Origin of the sequence: Streptomyces sp. MP131-18, assembly GCF_001984575.1 — a bacterium.
In the GTDB taxonomy this organism is placed as follows: Bacteria; Actinomycetota; Actinomycetes; order Streptomycetales; family Streptomycetaceae; genus Streptomyces; species Streptomyces johnsoniae.
In genome coordinates this window covers 3,821,105-3,839,021 of record NZ_LZNS01000001.1, presented here as the reverse complement: position 1 = coordinate 3,839,021, position 17,917 = coordinate 3,821,105, and the positions used below count along the sequence as shown (strand labels likewise).

Below are 17,917 nucleotides of genomic sequence, written 5' to 3'. Positions count from 1 at the left end.
GCGTGCGGGGCCGCGGGAGGGGGAGACGGCCGGGGCACGCGTGGTGCATGATGACCGTGGTCCTTGTCCCCCGCACGTACGTACCCGGAAGGCATCCGACATGATTCGCTCTCCTCGCCGGCTGGCGGGCGCGCTGCTCTGCGTGGGCCTGCTCGCCGCCTGCGGTTCGGATTCGGACGACGACAGCGGGGACGAGGAGACGACGCCGCCCGAAGCGTCCGAGTCGGCCCCCGAGCAGGGCGGCGACGAGTCGGCCCCCGAGCAGGAGGGCGACGGGGCGGCCTCCGGCGGCCCCGCGGACGCCGAGGCGAGGGACGTCACCAGCGCCACCATCCACACCAGCGAGGGCGACATCGCGGTCACGCTCTTCCCGGAGTCCGCGCCGCTGACGGTGACCAACTTCGCGGGCCTGGCCGACGGTTCCATCCAGTGGACCGGCCAGGAGGGCGACGAGCCGCTCTACGACGAAACGATCTTTCACCGCGTCATCGACGACTTCATGATCCAGGGCGGCGACCCCGAGGGCACCGGTATGGGCGGCCCGGGGTACCAGTTCCAGGACGAGATCGACCCGGAACTGGTCTTCGACGAGCCCTACCTGCTGGCCATGGCCAACTCCGGGCCCAACACGAACGGTTCGCAGTTCTTCATCACCGTCGCCGCCACCCCGCACCTGAACGGGATGCACACCATCTTCGGTGAGGTCGCCGACGACGAGAGCCGCGCGGTGGTCGACGCCATCGCAGGGACCGAGACCGCCGCGCAGGACCGCCCGGTCGAGGACGTGGTGATCGAGTCCGTCAGCGTCGACTGAGCCCGACCCCCGGGGGGCCGGGGCGCTATGTGCCGGACAGGACTTTGCAGCTCACGGATTCCGCATCGCGGTCCCGGATTTTCTGCATCCTCTCCTTGTGCTCCGCCCCCCACCGCGCCAGTGGCGCGAGCGCCGCATTGAGCGCGACGCCGTAATCGGTGAGCGAATACTCCACCCGCGGCGGCACTTCACCGAACGCCTCGCGGTGCACGATCTCGTCCTTCTCCAGCTCTCTCAGCTGCTGAATCAGCACCTTCTCGCTGACCTCGGGGACCATGCGCCTCAACTCCCCGAACCGCCGCGGACGGTCGTGCACCGCCCAGAGGATCAGCACTTTCCACTTGCCGCCCACGACGTCGATGCCCACGTCAATTCCGCAGCTGTATGGCCGGCCCGGCACGCGGTCACCTCTTCCCCATCCGTCAGGTACTTGCCGATCGTACAGCGCTGATTCACGCTGTAAGGAAGAGAACAAAAGAGGAGCGACCACGATTCCGCGGGGCCGATACCGCGCCCGTCACGCTCCGCCGTGGCCGGCACCGTCGAAGAGGCCGTCGCGGCCGGACCGTTGACCATCGTCCGTCCGCTCGACCACGACTCGGTCCACCGGACCCTCGATCCGGCCGGGCGGCCGCTGGTCGACCTGGCCAACAACACGCCCGCCACGGCATCGCGTTCCTCGAAGGCGGCATCATGGCCGGGCCCGCGTCAGCGGCCGGGACCGCCCGCCGCGGGCACGGGCGCGGCCGGCCTCGCCCGGGGCCCGGCCGGTCCCATCAGCCGCACCAGCAGGTCGTCGAGGCTGATCAGCCCCGTCACCCGGCCATCGGCGCCCCGCACCACCGCGAGGGAGGCACGCTGCTGCCGCAGCTGTTCGACGGCGTGCGCCACGGTGTCCTCCGGCGTCAGCTCCGGCACCGGCCTGGCCAGTTCGCGGGCGGTCACCCGGCGGCCCGCGGCCCGCGCCACCACCGCGTCCCTGGCGTGGACCGATCCGAGTACCCGCTGCCCGTCGCGTACCAGCAGCCGCGTGTGGTCGCTGGCCGCGGCGGCGGCCAGGATCGCGTCGGTGCCCGCGTCCGCGGCCACTTCCGCGATGCGGGAGGCCGGGACCTGCGCGGCGCCGACCGGCGCCTGGGGCTCGGTCAGCGACCGGGTGATCAGGCCGGAGTCGGTCTCGCTGATCAGCCCGAGCCGCTGTGATTCGGCGACGAGGTGCGTGAGTTGCTCCCTGTCGTGCACCGGGACCAGCTCCTCGCGCGGGGTGACGCGGCAGGCCCGCACCAGCGCGTTGCTGATCTCGTTCAGCACCCGGATCAGTGGCCTGACGGCCCGCACCAAGGCGCGGAACGGCGGCGCCAGCAGCATCGCGGAACGCTCCGGGTGCGAGATCGCCCACGATTTCGGCGCCATTTCGCCGACCACCATGTGGAGGAAGACGACCACCGTCATCGCCACCAGGAAGGCGAGGCCGTACGACAGCCCGCCCGGCAGGCCCAGCTCGTGCAGCAGCGGGTCGACCTGGTGCGCTATGGCCGGCTCCGAGATGCTGCCGAGCCCCAGCGTGCAGGCGGTGATGCCCAGTTGGGCTCCGGCGAGCATCAGCGACAGCTCGTGCATTCCGGCCAGCGCGGCCTGTGCGCCCCGGGCGCCCTCGGCACGCGCCTGTTCGAGCCGGTGGTGTTTGGCCGCGACCAGCGCGAACTCCGAGGCCACGAAGAAGCCACTGCCGACGAGCAGCAGCACCGTGATCAGCACGGCCGCCTGCACGCTCACGAGACGAGCTTCCGCTCCGGTTCGCGCGCCCGCTCGCGCGCCCGCTCCCGCTCGCGCGCCCGCTCCCGCTCGCGCGCCCGTTCCCGTTCGCGTTCCCGCGTCCGCGGCGCGCGGCCCGCTACCGGCGCGACCGGGGCCGCCGTGCGCTCCAGACGGACCCGGTCCGGCACCCGCCGGTCCAGCGACAGCACTTCGAACCGCGCCCGGCCGCCGTCGGCCAGCTCCACCACGATGCGGTCACCCGCCGCGGGGAACCGCCCGCAGTGGCCGATCACCAGGCCCGCCACCGTCTGGGACGCGTCGTCCTCCGGCAGCGGGAGGCCCGTCGCCTCCGCCACCTCGTCCACGCGCCTGCCCGCGTTCACCAGCCAGCCGGTGCCGTCCGGCACCGCCAGCTCCTCCACCGGATCGGTCTCGTCGGCGATCTCGCCCACCAGCTCCTCGGCGATGTCCTCCAGCGTGACGATCCCCGCCACCCCGCCGTACTCGTCCAGCACCACCGCGAACTCCTCGTCCGCCGCCTGCATCTGCTCCACCGCCCCCGGCAGCGGCAGCGTGTCCGGCAGCAGCAGCGCCCGCCGGGCCAGCGCGCCCGCCGTGCGGCGCGTGATGCGCTCCGGCGAGACCCGCATCAGCTCCCGCACCCCGACGACGCCGACGATGTCGTCGATCCGCTCACCGACCACCAGGTAGTGCGAACGCCCGTGCGCGCCGATCAGCGCGATCACCTCCGCGGCCGGTGCCGAGGCCCGCACCGAGTTCACCTCGACGCGCGGCACCATCACCTCGGCCAGGGTCCGTTCCGAGAAGCCGAGCGCGTGGTCCAGCAGCTCGGCCGTCTCGTTCGGCAACTGCCCCTGCTCGTGCGACTCCCCGATGAGGTGGCCCAACTCCTCAAGCGTCGCGCCGTGATGCAGCTCCTCCACCGGCTCGATGCCGGCACGCCGCAGCAGCCGGTTCGCCGAGGCGTCGAAAATCCGGATCAGCGGCCCGGCCACCCTGAGGTACAGCAGCGTCGAGGCGGCCAGGCTCTTGGCCAGCCGTTCGGGCACGGCGAGCGCGAGATTCTTCGGGCCCAGCTCGCCCAGCACCATCTGAATGCCGATGGCCAGCGAGAACGCCAGCACCAGCGCGATGCCGGTGGCCGCGGCGCCGGGCACGCCGAGCCCGCGGAACGCCGGGTCGAGCAGGGCGGCCAGCGCCGGCTCGGCGAGGAAGCCGACGATCAGCCCGGTGACGGTGATGCCCAGCTGCGCGCCGGACAGCATGAACGACAGCCGCTCCTGCACCTTCATGGCGCGGGCGGCCCGCCGGTCGCCCGCCGCGGCCTCGCGGCCGAGCGCGAGGCGGTCGGCCGCGACGAACGCGAACTCCTGGGCGACGAAATAGCCGGTGCCCGCCGTCAGGACGAGGACGGCGAGCAGACCGAGCACGGCACTCAACGAACACCACCTCGCCGTGTGCCGCGGCACGCCTGTCGCCGGCGAGGTGGTCCGGGACTATGCCCGTCAGGGTCCGTCGACTGGGCGGACACGTGGTCTCCTTCCACGGAAGTTGACTCACACAACGCGTCTTCGGCGCGTCCGTGTTCCCAGGCTGTACCCGAAATCGCCCCCTTGACACCTGCCCGTCAGCTCTGCTCCGCGCGCGTCACCCGCGCAGCTTCGCCATCCACAGCTCGACCTCGTCGGCGCTGCGCGGCAGCGCGGCCGACAGGTTGACGTTGCCGTCCTCGGTGACCAGGATGTCGTCCTCGATCCGCACGCCGATGCCGCGGTAGTCCTCGGGGACCGTCAGGTCGTCCGGCTGGAAGTAGAGGCCGGGCTCCACCGTCAGGCACATGCCCGGCTCCAGTGTCCCGTCCGCGTACGTCTCGCGTCGCGCCGCGGCGCAGTCGTGCACGTCCATGCCGAGCATGTGGCCGGTGCCGTGCAGCGTCCAGCGCCGCTGGAGCCCCAGCTCCAGGACCCGCTCCACCGGGCCCTCGACCAGGCCCCACTCGACCAGCTTCTCGGTCAGCACGCGCTGCGCCGCCTCGTGGAAGTCGCGGTACTTCGCGCCCGGGCGCACCGCGGCGATGCCGGCCTCCTGCGCCTGGTACACCGCGTCGTAGATGCGGCGCTGAAGGCCGGTGAAGCGGCCGTTGATCGGCAGCGTGCGGGTGACGTCCGCCGTGTACAGCTCGGTGGTCTCCACTCCCGCGTCGAGCAGCAGCAGCTCGCCCGGCCGCACCTGCCCGTCGTTGCGCACCCAGTGCAGCGTGGTGGCGTGCGGGCCCGCGGCGCAGATCGAGCCGTACCCGACGTCGTTCCCCTCGACGCGGGCGCGCAGGAAGAACGTGCCCTCGATGTACCGCTCGGAGGTGGCCTGCGCCCGGTCCAGAACGCGCACGACGTCCTCGAAGCCGCGGACCGTCGAGTCGCAGGCGCGCGTCAGCTCGGCGATCTCGAAGTCGTCCTTGATCAGCCGCATTTCGGAGAGGAACACGCGGAACTCCTCGTCCCGCTCCGCCGTCACCTTGTCGGTGAGGGCCTCCTCGACCGTCGCGTCGTGCCCCCTGACCACCCGGACCGGCCCGGTGGCCTCCCGCAGCAGCTCGGGAACGGTGCGGATGTCCGCCACCGGCAGGCCGTAGAGGCGGGCGGCCTCGGTGAGGCTGTTGCGCCGCCCGACCCACAGCTCGCCCTGGCCGCTCAGCCAGAACTCGCCGTTCTCCCGGTCGGAGCGCGGCAGCAGGTACAGCGTGGCGTCGTGCCCCTCGGCGGCGGGCTCGAGGACCAGCACGCCGTTCTCCGTCTGGTCGCCGGTGAGGTAGGCGTACTCGACGCCCGCGCGGAACGGGTACTCCGTGTCGTTCGACCTGGTCTTCAGGCGCCCGGCGGGAACGACGAGCCGCTCGCCGGGAAAGCGCGCGGACAGCGCGGCGCGGCGGCGGGCGGTGTGCCCGGCCTGGGGGACGGGCGTGAGGTCCCGGCGCTCGGTGTCCGCCCAGCCCCGCTTCATGTTTTCGGCCAGCTCGTCCGACACCTGTGGGGCGACCCCGTTCTTTCGCGGCTTGACCGGCTTCCGCCCCGGCTCGTCCGCCTGCTGCTGCCCGGCCTGCTGCTCGTCGGCCACGTCCCGCCTCCTCGCGTCGGTACTCCTCCCATGGTAGGCGGGGCGGCGGGCGCGGGGACAGCCTCGGCGGCCGGCCGCCGCGCGACGGGCGACGGAGCCGGCCGGGGAAGCGGGGGAAGGGGGTTCAGGCGAAGCGGGCGGCGAGCAGGACGATGTCGTCGGCGTCCCCCGCGTCCCGGTCGTTCCCCGCACCGCCGCGGGCGTCGAGGCCGGGCAGCACGGTGTGCAGCACGTGGTCGGCGAGCGCCCCCGGGTCGGCGCGCGCGCCGGGTCCGGCGCTGGCGGCAGCGGCCTGGAGGCGGGCGAACGCGCGGTCCAGTGGCTCGCCGGTGCGGTGCAGCAGGCCGTCGCTGTAGAGGAGGACCGTTTCTCCGTCGGCGACGCGGAGTTCGACGCTCGGCGCCTCCCAGCAGGCCAGCATGTTGAGCGGCGCGGACAGGGCGGTCTCCGCGAAGACGGCGCCGGCCGGGCCGACGACCAGCGGCGGCGGATGGCCTGCGGAGGCGAGAACGAGGCGGCGCGTGGCCGGTTCCGCGTAGCCGAACAGGGCGGTGGCCGAACGCCCCGGCTCGGTGAGGCGCAGCAGCAGCTCCAGGTCGGAGAGCACCGCGACCGGGTCCTCGCCCTCCATCACGGCGTACGCACGCAGGCCGGCGCGCAGCCGGCCCATCGCGGCGAGCGCGGCGGGCCCGCCGCCCGCGGTGCCGCCGACGGCGAGCCCGAGCGCGCTGTCGGGCAGGGCGAGCGCCTCGTAGAAGTCGCCGCCGCCCCGCGGCCCGGTGCGGTGCCGGACGGCGAGGGAGACGCCGGGCAGCCGCGGCAGGCGGGCGGGCAGCAGCCCCTCGTGAACGGCGCGCACGTCGGCGCGGGCGCGGCCCAGTTCGAGCCGGTTGGCGATGTGCTGGGCGGCCTGCCGCACGTAGTGCGCCAGCAGCCGGCGCTGGCGCGGGTCGGGCGCGCCCGGCTCGTCGTACAGCCACAGCGCGGAGCCGAGGCGGCCGGGCGCCTCGGCGGCGAGCGGAACGGCGTAGCTCGCGGCGATCCCGAGCCGGGCGGCGACCTCGCGGTGGCGTGGGTGGACGGCGTCCTCGCGGGCGATGTCGCGGTGCACGGCCTCCGCGGGCTCGCCGCAGGCGTCCCGCGGCAGGTCGAAGCCGCGGGGGACCGTTTCGAGGTGGCCGAGGTCGGCGTGGCCGAGGCCGAACCCGGCGAGCCGTTCCGGGCCGAGGCCGTCGGCGGGGCGCAGGGCGATGAGCCCGCGGCGCGCGCCGACGAGTCCCGCGCCGGCGCGCAGCGTCTCGTCCAGCGCCTCGCCGAGGGTGCGGGTGCGCCCGAGGCGTTCGGTCAGGGCGTGCAGCGTGGTGAGGTCGGAGATCCAGGACGCGAGGCGGTCCTGGAAGCCGCCGGGGCGGGTGCGGGGCAGGGCGTCGGCGGGCGCGGAAGTCTGTGGCACGGTGGACAGGGCCTGGTGGATTCCGGCCACTTTCGGCGGGGGCGAGATGCTCATGGGTGAGGGGAACCCCCAGGTGGTGTGCGTCACTAAGGGATCGGCGGTGAGGGCGATCGGGGCGGACGCGTGTCAAGTACTGTCCTTCCGTGATGGATGATGCCCAGGTAGCGGGTCGGTTTCCGGTTCGACAGGCCGGACCGGAGCGACTTTGGCGGAATTGGCGGAAAAGAAGCGCCTGGTGGGCCGGTGCGCGGTCGACTGGACGAACCCGGCGGCGGATCGAGCCGGGCGGGCTGGGTACATATCGGAACGGACCGGCGAGTTTTGACGTCCTATCGGTAGGCGGCCAGGCCCTCGGAGCCCGCCGCTGCTCCCCAGCGCGACCCGCTACGTACGGTGATCAGTGTTCCACCTGGTGCAATTGACCCGCGACGGGAAGGGACGAGCGCCGATGCGCGAGATCCTCGGAGAGCGACGCAAGAACGGTAACGGGAACAGCAACGGCAAAGCCCATGGCCTTGCGCTGCGCGGAGCCGCGCTGGTCTACGCCAGGCAGTGGCAGTGGCCCGTGCTGCCGGGGGCCGAGGCCGGGACCGACGGGGGGTGCTGCTGCCCGAGGGCCGGCTGCGTCGTTCCCGGGGCCCACCCCCTCGACCCGGAGCTGCTGGCCGCGACGACGGACGCCCGGATGGTGCAGTGGTGGTGGACGGTCCGGCCGCGCGCGCCGATCGTTCTCGCGACGGGCGGGCGGGCACCCTGCGCGCTCAGCCTGCCCGCGGTGGCCGGCGCCAGGGCGCTGGCCGAGCTGGAGCGGCGCGGCGTGCCGACGGGCCCGGTGGTGGCGGCGCCGACGCGGTGGATGCTGCTGGTGGAGCCCTACGGGCTCCCGGAGCTCGGGGAGTTGCTCAGCGGCCTCGAACGGGTGCCCAGCTCCCTGCGGTTCCACGGGGCGGGCGGATACGTTCCGCTGCCGCCGTCCCGCACCGGCGCGGGCAGCGTGGGCTGGGCGCGGCAGCCGGAGCCGCGTGAGGGCCGGGTGCCGCTGCCGCGGGCCGCGGACCTGCTGGACGTGCTCGTGGAGGCCGGCCTCAGCGCGCCCGACCCGGGCGGCTGGCTCGCGCACTGAATCTTCCGAAGTCCCCCGGAGCCCTTGCCGGAACCGCCTCGGCATCGCGCTCCCGCACGCACGGCGCGCGGGGGTGCGGACATGGGCGGACCCGATCGCTGGCGACGGGGGATGCACCAGCGACCGGGCCCTCATCAGAAGGTAACAACTCATCGGGGATTCGCAAATCCCGCGACGCCCCCGAAACGCCCGAACTCCCGCGGCACGGGGTGAGTTGTGACCGGAATCACTACCTTGGGGGCGGCGCGGCGGCGCCGCCCGGCAGTTGGCGGACCGTCAATTCAGCGTGATCTGCCGGTTGGTGAGGCTGTTCCTGGCCCGCCGCTCGTCCGCGGTGAGCGGCGCCGTCACCTCAAGCGCTTCGGTCAGCCGTTCGTGGAAGGCGGCGGCCGGCTTCTCGCACTCCTCCGCGCCGAGCCCGCTCGGCAGGTCCCACACCGGAACGGTCAGCCCGTGCGCGCGGAAGGAGCCCACCAGGCGGGTGTCCTCGCCCAGCGACGAGGCCCCCGCGGCCTGGAGCCTGGCGAGCGCGTCGATCAGCACCTCCTCCGGCTGCGGCATGACCCAGCGCAGGTGGTTCTTCTCCGGCGTCCTGCACCAGTAGGCGGACTCCACACCGGCCAGGCGGACGGTCGGCGTCGCGGCGGCGTTGGCGCGTTCCAGCGAGGCCGCCACCTCGCCGGTGGCCTTCTCCGCGTCGTCCAGCCAGAACTCGAAGCCCTCGTGCACGGTCGGCGCGAACGGCGCGCCGAGGTCCAGCACGTCCTGGAGCCGCGGTCCGTCCGGCGCGGGGCGCCCGGCGGCGACCGGGTTGCCCGGGGTGGTCGTGAGCGCCCGGGCGAGCACGTCGGCGAGATCGCGGCTGAGGTCGCCGGTGGCGGTGTCGTTCTGGAGGCCGAGCAGCACCTCGCCGTTGTCGCGGCGCAGCGCGGGCCAGGCCATCGGCAGCACGGTCGCGAGCGTGACGGACGGCACGTCCTCGGGCAGCCCTTCGCGCAGGGCCAGCGGCACGGTGGCGGCGGGAACCAGCTCGCGCAGCGCGACCCAGTCGCACTCGCCCGGCAGCCCCTCGAACGGCCGGCGGACCAGCTCGGTGGCCGCCTGGGCGGCGGCGCGCCCGTGGCACGCCTTGTAGCGGCGGCCCGATCCGCACGGGCAGGGCTCCCGCGCCCCGACGGCCGGGATCTGGCCGTCGGCCGGCCGGGGGGTGGCCGAGGCGCTTGGCTGGGTACGAAGGCGGCGCTTTTTGGCCATAGTGTGCGGGTCTCCTGCTGCATGGGGCGTACGGCTGTGCCGCGCGCCCAGGGGCGGTTCCCCTCGATCCTGCCGGACCGGGCCGCGCGGCGGATGCCGTGCATCCTACGAGCCCGCGGCGCCGGGCGGGGGCCCGGCCGCGGGCGTGCCAGGCGCGGGAAACGGGCGTCAGCCGTGCCCGTTCGCGGCCTGGCCGCCGAGGGCGGGCAGGACCGCCCACACCGTGACCGCGCCCGTGGCGGGCGCCTCCCGCACGCCCCAGGCCCGCGCGAGCGAGGTGATGATCGTCAGCCCGCGCCCGCCCCTCGCGGTGACGGAGGGTGACGCCGGCCGGGGCCGGGTGGGCCCGCCGCCGTCCGTGACCGAAATGGTGACGGCGCCGTCGCGGTCCTGGCTCCAGGAAGCCCGGATCTGCTGATCGTCGTCGAGTGGCCGTGCATGTCGGCAAGAATTACTGAGTAGTTCGGAAAGGATCAATACAGCATCATCAATGATCGATTCCGGCGCTCCGCTTTCGCGCAATTCCGCGCTCAATCGCCGCCGTGCCGTTCCCACGCCCGAAGGACCGTGGGACACCGACATGGACGACGACGTCGGTACTTGCTGTGTGACCACCAACGCCACCCCCGAGACCTCCTTTGCCCCACGCCATGGGATTCGTGCCCTCTGGGCGTACGACGGAAACCGGCCATGCAAGATATGTTGACGCAGTCGTAATGATCGGATACGAAGCGAATGCGCCGGGGCACGCCCGGTGAAAAAGAGTGATCAGTGGGTCAGCTGAGGCTTGCGAGCTGCTCACGCACCGTACGCGGGCGATTGGTGATGACCGCGTCCACGCCGAGCCGCGCGCACAGTTCCACGTCCGCCGGATCGTCCACGGTCCACACGTGCACCTCCTGCCCCGCCCGGTGCGCGCGCGCCACGTACTCGGGATCACGGCGCAGAATCCGGATGCCGGGCCCGGCGATCCGGTTCCCCTCGGGCAGCCGCCCGGCCCGGTGCCGCGGCAGCAGGAACTGCATGAGGTACACCGTCGGCAGCCCCGGCGCGGCCAGGTGGACGCGCCGCAGCGAACGCGCGGAAAAGCTCATCACCCGCACCTGGCCCGGCAGCGGATGGCGGGCGAGCAGATCGAGCAGCCTGCTCTCCACCTGCCCGGCCCAGCGGGTCGGGTGCTTGGTCTCGATGGCCAGGTCCACCGGCCGTTCCGCGGCGGCGACCAGCCGCAGCAGCCGCTCCAGCGTCAGCACGGTCGTGCGTTCGGGATCTGCCGTGTCGGGCGCCTCCGCCCCCGGGCCGGCCGGGGCCTTCCAGGAGCCGAAGTCCAGCTCGGCCAACTGGGCCAGTTCCAGAGTGGAAACGGCTCCGCGGCCGTTGGAGGTACGGTTGACGCGGCGGTCGTGTACACAGACCAGGTGCCCGTCCGCCGTGAGCCGGACATCGCACTCCAGCGCATCCGCGCCATCCGTGATGGCCTGGCGGTAAGCGGCCAGGCTGTGTTCGGGAGCGTCCTCGGACGCCCCCCGGTGCGCGATGACCTTGATGGTGCGGCGGTCGGCGGTCATCGCGACATGGTGCCACGGCCCCGGCCGTGGGAAAGAAAGTCCGGCGGGGTTTATGTCCGTCTGACAGACCATGGGAAAGACTGCTCGCACATCCTGTCGTGCCCCTGAGGAGAGAGCTGTGAGCACCGAGAACGAAGGCGCCGGCAAGCCGGACGAGCCAGCCGCCGGTGCGCCGGAGACCCGGGCGGACCAGTCGTCCACGCCACCCCGGGCCGCGTCGCCGGTCCCGCCGCCGGCCGCGTCTCCTCCACCCCCGGCACCGGACCCGGCCGTACCGGCCGCACCGCCACCGCCCGTGCCCCCCGCGGCGCACGCGCAGAGCCATCAGCCGCCCCAGCCGCCCCAGCAGTCCCCGACGCCGTATCCGCAGCCGCACCAGCCGCAGCAGCCACACCAGTCACAGCCCTACCCGGCGCACGGGCACGTCCCCGCGCCTGCGCCGCCCGCCGCGCACCCGACCTCGGGTGCGGGCGTTCCGTACGCCGCTGATCCCGCCGCGCCGCCGACGGCCGACGGCTCCGCCCCCCCGCCCGCCGGGGCGTGGGGCGCGTTCCCGCCGCCGCCCCCGCCGAAGAAGCGGCGGAACGGGCTGCTGACCGGCGTCGTGGTGGCCACGCTCGTCGCGGGCGGCATCGGCGGCGGCGTCGGCTACGTCGTGGCGGACAGCGGGGACGACGGCGGCTCGTCCGTCATCGGCCGGGAGTCGGACGGGGACGCGGTGGCCCGCCCGCCGGAGTCGGTCGCCGGTATAGCGGACGAGGCCCTGCCCAGCGTCGTGACCATCGAGGCGGGCAACGGCGCGGAGGCGGCCGGCGGCACCGGCTTCGTCTACGACGAAGAGGGCCACATCCTCACCAACAACCACGTGGTGGCCAGCGCCGCCGACGGCGGCGAGCTGACCGCGACCTTCTCGGACGGGCAGACCTACGAGGCGGAGGTCGTCGGCCGTGCCGAGGGCTACGACGTCGCCGTCATGCGCCTGACCGACCTCGACGGCCGGGACCTGGAGCCGCTGCCCATCGGCAACTCGGACGAGGTCGTGGTCGGCGACGCCACCATCGCGATCGGCGCGCCGTTCGGCCTCTCCGGTACGGTCACCACCGGCATCATCAGCGCCAAGGACCGCCCCGTGGCGTCCAGCGACGCGCAGGGCAGCGCCGCCTCCTACATGAATGCCCTCCAGACCGACGCCTCGATCAACCCGGGGAACTCGGGCGGCCCCCTGCTGAACGCGGACGGCGCCGTCATCGGGATCAACTCGGCGATCCGCGGCTCCTCCAACGGCATGGGCGAGGTCGGCAGCATCGGCCTCGGGTTCGCCATCCCGATCAACCAGGCGCAGCGCGTCGCCGCCGACCTGATAGAGACCGGCGAGCCGGTCTACCCGATCATCGGTGCCCACGTGCAGCCGGCCACCGGCGATACCGAGGGCGCGGCGATCATCGAAGAGGGCGCCGACGTCCCCGAGCCGATCTCCCCCGACGGCCCGGCCGCCCAGGCGGGGCTCCGGCCCGGCGACGTGATCACGCAGTTCGGCGACACGCTGATCGACAGCAGCCCCACCCTGATCAGCCAGATCTGGACGTACGAGCCGGGGGACTCGGTGGAGGTGACGTTCGTCCGCGACGGGCAGGAGCAGACCACGACCGTCGTCCTGGGCGAGCGCGTGGGCGACTGAGGACCGAGCCGCTAGGCTGTCCGGGTGCGTGCGGGATTCCCGCGCACCGGGAGGCTTGCCCGAGCGGCCGAAGGGAACGGTCTTGAAAACCGTCGTGGCGGCAACGTCACCGTGGGTTCAAATCCCACAGCCTCCGCCCAGACGGTAAAGACACAGGTCAGAGCGGCCCCCGGACACCCGGGGGCCGCTCTGCTTCTCACTCCGAGTGCTCGCCTGTCCCGCCGTGTCTCACCGCTGACCAGCGCCTACGGCCAAGCTGTGGCCAGGCAGCCGGATGCTGCGCGCTCCCCTGCCAGGGCGGGAGGTCCCCACCTCGGAAGAGATCAGGGCATCTATGGATCAAGAGGGCAAGCGCCCACGGGGACCCCGGGCCGGGACCGCCAGGGTGTCGCTCTCCTCCGGTCGGCATGCGGATGCCGAGGTCCTCGACGGACTGGGCGATCCGCCGGCGGATCGGGCGCTGATCGGCGTGCCGGCCGCGAGGTCGCGGGCGCAGTATCCGTCAACGAGCTGCGTCGGCTCCTCTTCGACGGTGAAGAAGAGGCGGCGGGCGACCACGGCCGCACCGGCCTTGACGCCGAGCCGATCGGCCATCTCCGGCGGCGCCGGTGCTTCGTCGGTCACGTCGCGGATGTGCTGGGCGGCCCGCTTGCCCTGCGCCGCGGCCTCGGCGTTGTAGTGGGAGACGCCGGTTGCCCGGCGTGCTCGGTAGTTGGCGCCCGCGCCGAGCATGCGCACCTGCGGGTGCGGGCGGACGATGACGCCGGCGCCCTGGCGTGAGACGACCAGCCCTTCGGCACGGAGCAGGGCGACGGCCTTCCGGACGGTAGCGCGCGTGGTGTCGAATCGCTCGGCGAGCTGGCGCTCGGACGGCAGCTTCTCGCCGGGCGGGAACGCCCCCGCCCGGATCTCCTTCCGGAGATCTTCGGCGATCACCCGGAGCTTCGCGGCGCGATCAGTCATGGACCCCTTCCGTGGCATGTGCGCGCTATTCCGGCGGGGCAGGACCGGTGGATGCCCAGCCGGACCAGCGCGTGACCGTGATCTCGATGACCGGGCCGCCCGGCGGGGCGTCACGATACTGGGCGTACTTCTCCCGCAGCCATTCAACCGGCGCACAACGTTGCGCGTCGTCGAGAATGCGCGCCGTGCCGTCACCACGGACCCACCAGAGCTGGGCCCAGTCGTCGTCGTAGACGTCCACCAGGACGCAGACCTGTGGGTTCGCCGTGATGTTCCGCAGGCGCTTAAGGTTCTGGTGTTGCTTCGGTTTGTGATCGACGGCAATGACGATTGTGTCGTTCCGCACAGCGAAGGTCGCCGGAACGAGGTGGGGAGAACCGGTGCCACCGGCTGTCGCCAGCCGCAGAACGCGGGAGGCGGCGAACCGTGCGCGGGCTTCCTCGGGGGAGAGCTGCATGCTTCTGGAGTACCTGATCCGACCGGCGCCCAGGCGTGACCGACGGCACCTCCGGCCATCCTGTGCCCAAGGTGGCCCCCCTCGTGCATGCCCGCTAGCCTGCTGGGCAGGTCAAAGCCTGAGCGCAGCAGACGGGCGGTGCGGTCGTGAAAACCGTCGTGGCGGCAACGTCACCGTGGGTTCAGATCCCACAGCCTCCGCCGGCGGCGATGCCGTGGTGACGAAGGGGCGCCCGGGTACTCGGGCGCCCCTTTCAACGTTCGGCATCAAGGCGTTCGTTGATCGATTTCGTAACTGAAGAGCTTCGTTGCGTAAGATTTCTGACTCGGTCAAGCACGATCGACCGCTGCCGATCGCTGTCGGGGGCGGAACTCCCACGACGCAGAGACGAAGGAAGGACCCGGAGATCCGGTGACCGACTCCTTGCCCGCCCCGCGTACCGGTGTGGCGCCGCTTCCGGCGCTGCCCGCCGACTTCCGCGCATTCCACCAGCTGTACCGGCCCGCCTACGTGCGCTGGGCCGAGCTGCACCTCGGCAACCGGGCCGACGCGGAGGAGACGGTCGACCGTGCCTTCGAGCAGCTCGCCGCCGACTGGCCGCGCGTCCTCCGCCTCGACAGCCCGGCCGGCCACGCCTGGACCCTGCTCAAGGAACGCACCGTCGACGCGGCCCGCGCCAGGGGCCGCAGGCCGGTCATGGCGGACACGGCGCCCTTCGAGACCCACGCCCTGCACTCGGCCGTCGATCCCATAGGCGAGCTGGAGGAGAGCCTGAGCATCTATCAGGCGATCCGGGAGCTGCCCGAGCGGCAGCACGACGTCATCGTGCTGCGGTACTGCATCGGCTACAGCCCCGAGGAGACCGCGGACATCCTGGGCATCAGCGTGCCCGGCGTCCGCTCCACCGCGCGCTACGCCAGGCACCGGCTCAAGGAGGCGCTCGGCCTGCGGGAGACCGGCCTCGACGCGGATGCCGACGCCGAGAACGATGCGGACGCCGAGGCCGGCGGCGCGGACGGGAGGTCCGGTCATGCCCCGGTCCATTGACCAGGTTCTGGCCCGGGCGATCCTGGTGCACCGGCCCCACACCTACACCGACCAGGAGATCGAGGCGGCCGAGTCGCGCATCGCCGCCCGCGTCGCCGACCGGCTGCCCCCGGCCGTCAGCGGCCCGCCGCGGTCCGGCGGACGTGAGGCCGACGCGTTCCACTACCTGGCGACCCTGTGCCGCACGGTGGTCGGGCAGGACGGCGCACTCCAGCACATGGCCGCCCTCCTCGGGGGGCGCGTGCCGGAGCCCGAGGGCGCGCGCGTGCTGGGCTGCGTGCTCCAGCTCGCCGGCTGCGAGGACAGCGCGCGCTTCTGGTGGCAGTTCGCCGCCGGCGCGGGGGACGGTGCCGCCGCCTACTGCCTGTACCTGCACCACCTGATCCTCGGCGAGACCTGGGAGGCCGCCCTGTGGCACCGGCAGGCCGACCCGGACCGTGACCCGGAGACCGCCGACGAGGAGCGGGAGGACGGCAGCTGTCCCGCCCTGGTCCTGCGCGTGCTGGCCCGGCTGTGCGGGGACCGGGCCTGCCTCACCGCTGCCGCGGCGGCGGTCGTGCACTACGTGCCGGACGCCGTGCAGTTCGTCGACGAGATCGAATTGCCCCTGCCTGCCGCCGACTTCGCCCAGCGCATCGAGGAGCTGACCGCAACGGCCTGAGCACGTGCGGGGCCGGGCGGGGTCGGGGTGGGGTGGGCCGCAACCGTTCCGTGTGGTCCGTTCGGGTGAACGGGCCGGACCAGGTGAGCGGTCCCCGGGTGTCAGCGCCGTTCCCGCCGCGCCATCCGCCTTGACTCGGTCCCATGCGGTACGCCCATCACACCGGCCCCCGGCCGGCCGCCCCCGTCCTCGGCGCCCTCGTTCTCGGCGCTCTCGCGCTCGCCCTGACCGCCGCCCCCGCAGCCGCCCTCGCCGGACCCGCGCCCCCGCCCATGCGCCCCGCCCTTCCCAACGACGCGGCCCTCCCGAACGACGCGGCCCTCCCGAACGACGCGGCCCTCCCGAACGGCGCGGCCCTGCCGAACGGCGACACCCCGGCGAACGGCGACACCCCGGCGAACGGCGACGCCCTGATGAGCGGCGACCTCACCGCCCGCGGGGCCCGCATCTTCCACGGCCGTGGGTTCGACACCTGCGAGGCCCCCGCTCTGCCCACCATGCGCGACTGGCTGGCCTCCCCCTACCGCGCACTCGGCATCTACGTCGGCGGCAAGAGCCGCGCCTGCGCGGCCCAGCCGCACCTCACGCCCGACTGGGTGCGCGAAGTCAGCGCCCTCGGCTGGCGGCTCCTGCCCATCTACGCGGGCTCGCAGTCCCCCTGCATCAGCCCGCCGGGCCACAGCGCCGCCACCATCGGCCCGGAAGGCCCGCGCGCCCAGGGCGCCGCCGAGGCGAAGGACGCCGTGTTCTCGGCGCGCGCCCTCGGCCTCGCACCCGGCAGCCCCATCTACCTCGACGTCGAGGACTACGACCACCACGACCCCGACTGCGCCGCGGACACCCTCGCGTTCGTCCAGGGCTTCACCCGTCACCTCGCCGACGAGGGCTGGATCGCCGGCTACTACTCCAGCGCCACCTCCGGCATCGCCCACCTGGAGAACGCCCGCCGCGTCGGCGCCCCCGACCTCCCCGACGCCCTGTGGTACGCCCGCTGGGGCACGCCGCCCACCCTGGACGCCGAGCCGTCCCTCGACCCCGCGTCCTGGCAGCCGCACCGCCGCATCCACCAGTACGCGGGCGACGTCACCGAGACCCACGGCGGGCGGCGCCTGCTCATCGACCGCAATCTCGTGCACGCCCCGGTGGCCGTTCTCGCCGGTACCCCCGAGGGCGTTCCCGCACCGGGCATCAGGTGAATCCCTGATCCCCCCTGACGAAAAGGAGGCGGCCCCTCCACCTCTGGGAGGTGCAGCCAGCACCACTTCTACACCCTGGGGCGGATGCCTCATCGCGACCTGTGGCCGATCCCCGAGCGGGGTGATGTCTCCTAATTTGTAAGGCATGACCACGCCCAGGACGGCCCGGACAGCAGCCCCGCTGACCTTCACCTCGTACGTGCAGGCACGCGGCCCGGTTCTGCTGCGCGCTGCCCGCTCGCTCACCGCCAATCCCAGTGACGCCGAAGACCTCCTCCAGACCGCTCTCACCAAGACCTACCTGGCCTGGGAGCGGATAGAGGACCACCGGGCCCTGGACGGCTACGTCCGCCGCGCCCTGCTCAACACCCGCACCTCGCAGTGGCGCAAGCGCCGCGTCGACGAGTACGCGACGGACGAGCTGCCCGAGCCCGACCCGCTGCCCGCGCCCGACCCGGCCGAGCAGCAGGCGATGCGCGACGCGATGTGGCGCGCCGTCGTCAGGCTCCCCGCGCGGCAGCGGGCCATGGTCGTCCTGAGGTATTACGAAGATCTGAGCGAGGCGTCGACCGCCGAGGTGCTCGGGGTGTCCGTCGGCACCGTCAAGAGCGCCGTCTCGCGCGCGCTCGCCAAGCTCCGGGAGGACGAGGAGCTGGCCGAGGTCGCCCGCGACAGTCAGCATGGCGGTCAGCACAGCGGCCAGTACAACGGGCAGCACGGCAGTCACCGCGACAACCAGGCGATGGCCGCGTAATTCGTCGGCCCCCGACAGTGCCATAAGGCCGCCGCAGCCACCACAATCACCGGAGA

16 protein-coding genes, 1 tRNA gene and 1 pseudogene are annotated in these 17,917 nt (G+C 73.2%); 8 read left to right on the top strand and 10 right to left on the bottom strand.

The genetic code is table 11. From position 1 onward, the window contains the following. Positions 1–331: 331 nt before the first annotated feature. Positions 332–814, top strand: a complete 483-nt coding sequence (locus STBA_RS17145; RefSeq protein ID WP_253195241.1) for a peptidylprolyl isomerase — start codon at positions 332–334, stop codon at positions 812–814. A 25-nt stretch (positions 815–839) separates the two neighbouring features. Here STBA_RS17145 and STBA_RS17140 read toward each other — a convergent pair whose 3' ends face one another. The 5 genes from STBA_RS17140 to STBA_RS17120 form a co-directional block, all read right to left on the bottom strand. Continuing rightward, complete coding sequence (locus STBA_RS17140) at positions 840–1,181, bottom strand: helix-turn-helix domain-containing protein (RefSeq protein WP_253194785.1); 342 nt, start codon at positions 1,179–1,181, stop codon at positions 840–842. A 341-nt stretch (positions 1,182–1,522) separates the two neighbouring features. Next, a complete protein-coding gene (locus STBA_RS17135) occupies positions 1,523–2,590 on the bottom strand; it encodes a hemolysin family protein (protein ID WP_077060085.1) in 1,068 nt (355 codons plus the stop codon). After that, positions 2,587–4,032, bottom strand: coding sequence for a hemolysin family protein (locus tag STBA_RS17130; protein ID WP_079251983.1), 1,446 nt, complete (start codon positions 4,030–4,032; stop codon positions 2,587–2,589). Before STBA_RS17130 ends, STBA_RS17135 begins: the two co-directional genes overlap by 4 nt. 208 nt (positions 4,033–4,240) lie before the next feature. Continuing rightward, positions 4,241–5,707 carry an aminopeptidase P family protein gene (locus tag STBA_RS17125; RefSeq protein WP_077060084.1) on the bottom strand — a complete coding sequence of 489 codons (1,467 nt, stop codon included), beginning with the start codon at positions 5,705–5,707 and terminating at the stop codon, positions 4,241–4,243. Between the two features lie 124 nt (positions 5,708–5,831). After that, the gene (locus STBA_RS17120) at positions 5,832–7,214 is read right to left on the bottom strand and encodes a GAF domain-containing SpoIIE family protein phosphatase (protein WP_077060083.1); all 1,383 of its coding nucleotides are present in this window, start codon (positions 7,212–7,214) and stop codon (positions 5,832–5,834) included. A 394-nt stretch (positions 7,215–7,608) separates the two neighbouring features. Between STBA_RS17120 and STBA_RS17115 the strand changes: the two genes are divergently transcribed. Beyond that, complete coding sequence (locus STBA_RS17115) at positions 7,609–8,283, top strand: bifunctional DNA primase/polymerase (RefSeq protein ID WP_077060082.1); 675 nt, start codon at positions 7,609–7,611, stop codon at positions 8,281–8,283. Positions 8,284–8,559: 276 nt separating this feature from the next. Here the strand turns inward: STBA_RS17115 and STBA_RS17110 are convergent, their stop codons facing one another. The 3 genes and pseudogenes from STBA_RS17110 to STBA_RS17100 all read right to left on the bottom strand — a co-directional run bounded on the left by STBA_RS17110 (position 8,560) and on the right by STBA_RS17100 (position 11,105). Then, positions 8,560–9,537 carry a DUF5926 family protein gene (locus STBA_RS17110; RefSeq protein ID WP_077060081.1) on the bottom strand — a complete coding sequence of 326 codons (978 nt, stop codon included), beginning with the start codon at positions 9,535–9,537 and terminating at the stop codon, positions 8,560–8,562. A gap of 207 nt (positions 9,538–9,744) precedes the next feature. Next, positions 9,745–10,248, bottom strand: a pseudogene (locus STBA_RS17105) (ATP-binding protein); the annotation flags it as partial. A gap of 65 nt (positions 10,249–10,313) precedes the next feature. Further along, entirely contained in the window at positions 10,314–11,105 is a 792-nt protein-coding gene (locus tag STBA_RS17100) for a glycerophosphodiester phosphodiesterase (RefSeq protein ID WP_077060079.1), read from the bottom strand. Positions 11,106–11,223: 118 nt separating this feature from the next. Between STBA_RS17100 and STBA_RS17095 the strand changes: the two genes are divergently transcribed. Together STBA_RS17095 and STBA_RS17090 are read left to right on the top strand one after the other, a co-directional pair. Continuing rightward, a complete protein-coding gene (locus tag STBA_RS17095; protein ID WP_077060078.1) occupies positions 11,224–12,783 on the top strand; it encodes a trypsin-like peptidase domain-containing protein in 1,560 nt (519 codons plus the stop codon). A 49-nt stretch (positions 12,784–12,832) separates the two neighbouring features. Then, positions 12,833–12,919, top strand: a tRNA-Ser gene (locus STBA_RS17090). Between the two features lie 203 nt (positions 12,920–13,122). Here STBA_RS17090 and STBA_RS17085 read toward each other — a convergent pair. Continuing rightward, on the bottom strand, positions 13,123–13,746 hold the full coding sequence (locus STBA_RS17085) for a GntR family transcriptional regulator (protein WP_077060077.1): 624 nt from the start codon (positions 13,744–13,746) through the stop codon (positions 13,123–13,125). A gap of 25 nt (positions 13,747–13,771) precedes the next feature. Then, positions 13,772–14,203, bottom strand: a complete 432-nt coding sequence (locus tag STBA_RS17080) for a TIGR03668 family PPOX class F420-dependent oxidoreductase (protein ID WP_077060076.1) — start codon at positions 14,201–14,203, stop codon at positions 13,772–13,774. Positions 14,204–14,614: 411 nt separating this feature from the next. Between STBA_RS17080 and STBA_RS17075 the strand changes: the two genes are divergently transcribed. From STBA_RS17075 to STBA_RS17060, 4 genes are all read left to right on the top strand, one after another. Further along, the gene (locus STBA_RS17075; RefSeq protein ID WP_253194783.1) at positions 14,615–15,250 is read left to right on the top strand and encodes a sigma-70 family RNA polymerase sigma factor; all 636 of its coding nucleotides are present in this window, start codon (positions 14,615–14,617) and stop codon (positions 15,248–15,250) included. Beyond that, the gene (locus tag STBA_RS17070; RefSeq protein WP_077060075.1) at positions 15,234–15,911 is read left to right on the top strand and encodes a hypothetical protein; all 678 of its coding nucleotides are present in this window, start codon (positions 15,234–15,236) and stop codon (positions 15,909–15,911) included. Before STBA_RS17075 ends, STBA_RS17070 begins: the two co-directional genes overlap by 17 nt. Before the next feature lie 143 nt (positions 15,912–16,054). Next, complete coding sequence (locus STBA_RS17065; protein ID WP_079251980.1) at positions 16,055–17,107, top strand: DUF1906 domain-containing protein; 1,053 nt, start codon at positions 16,055–16,057, stop codon at positions 17,105–17,107. A 145-nt stretch (positions 17,108–17,252) separates the two neighbouring features. After that, entirely contained in the window at positions 17,253–17,861 is a 609-nt protein-coding gene (locus STBA_RS17060; protein ID WP_079251979.1) for a SigE family RNA polymerase sigma factor, read from the top strand. Positions 17,862–17,917: the final 56 nt, after the last annotated feature.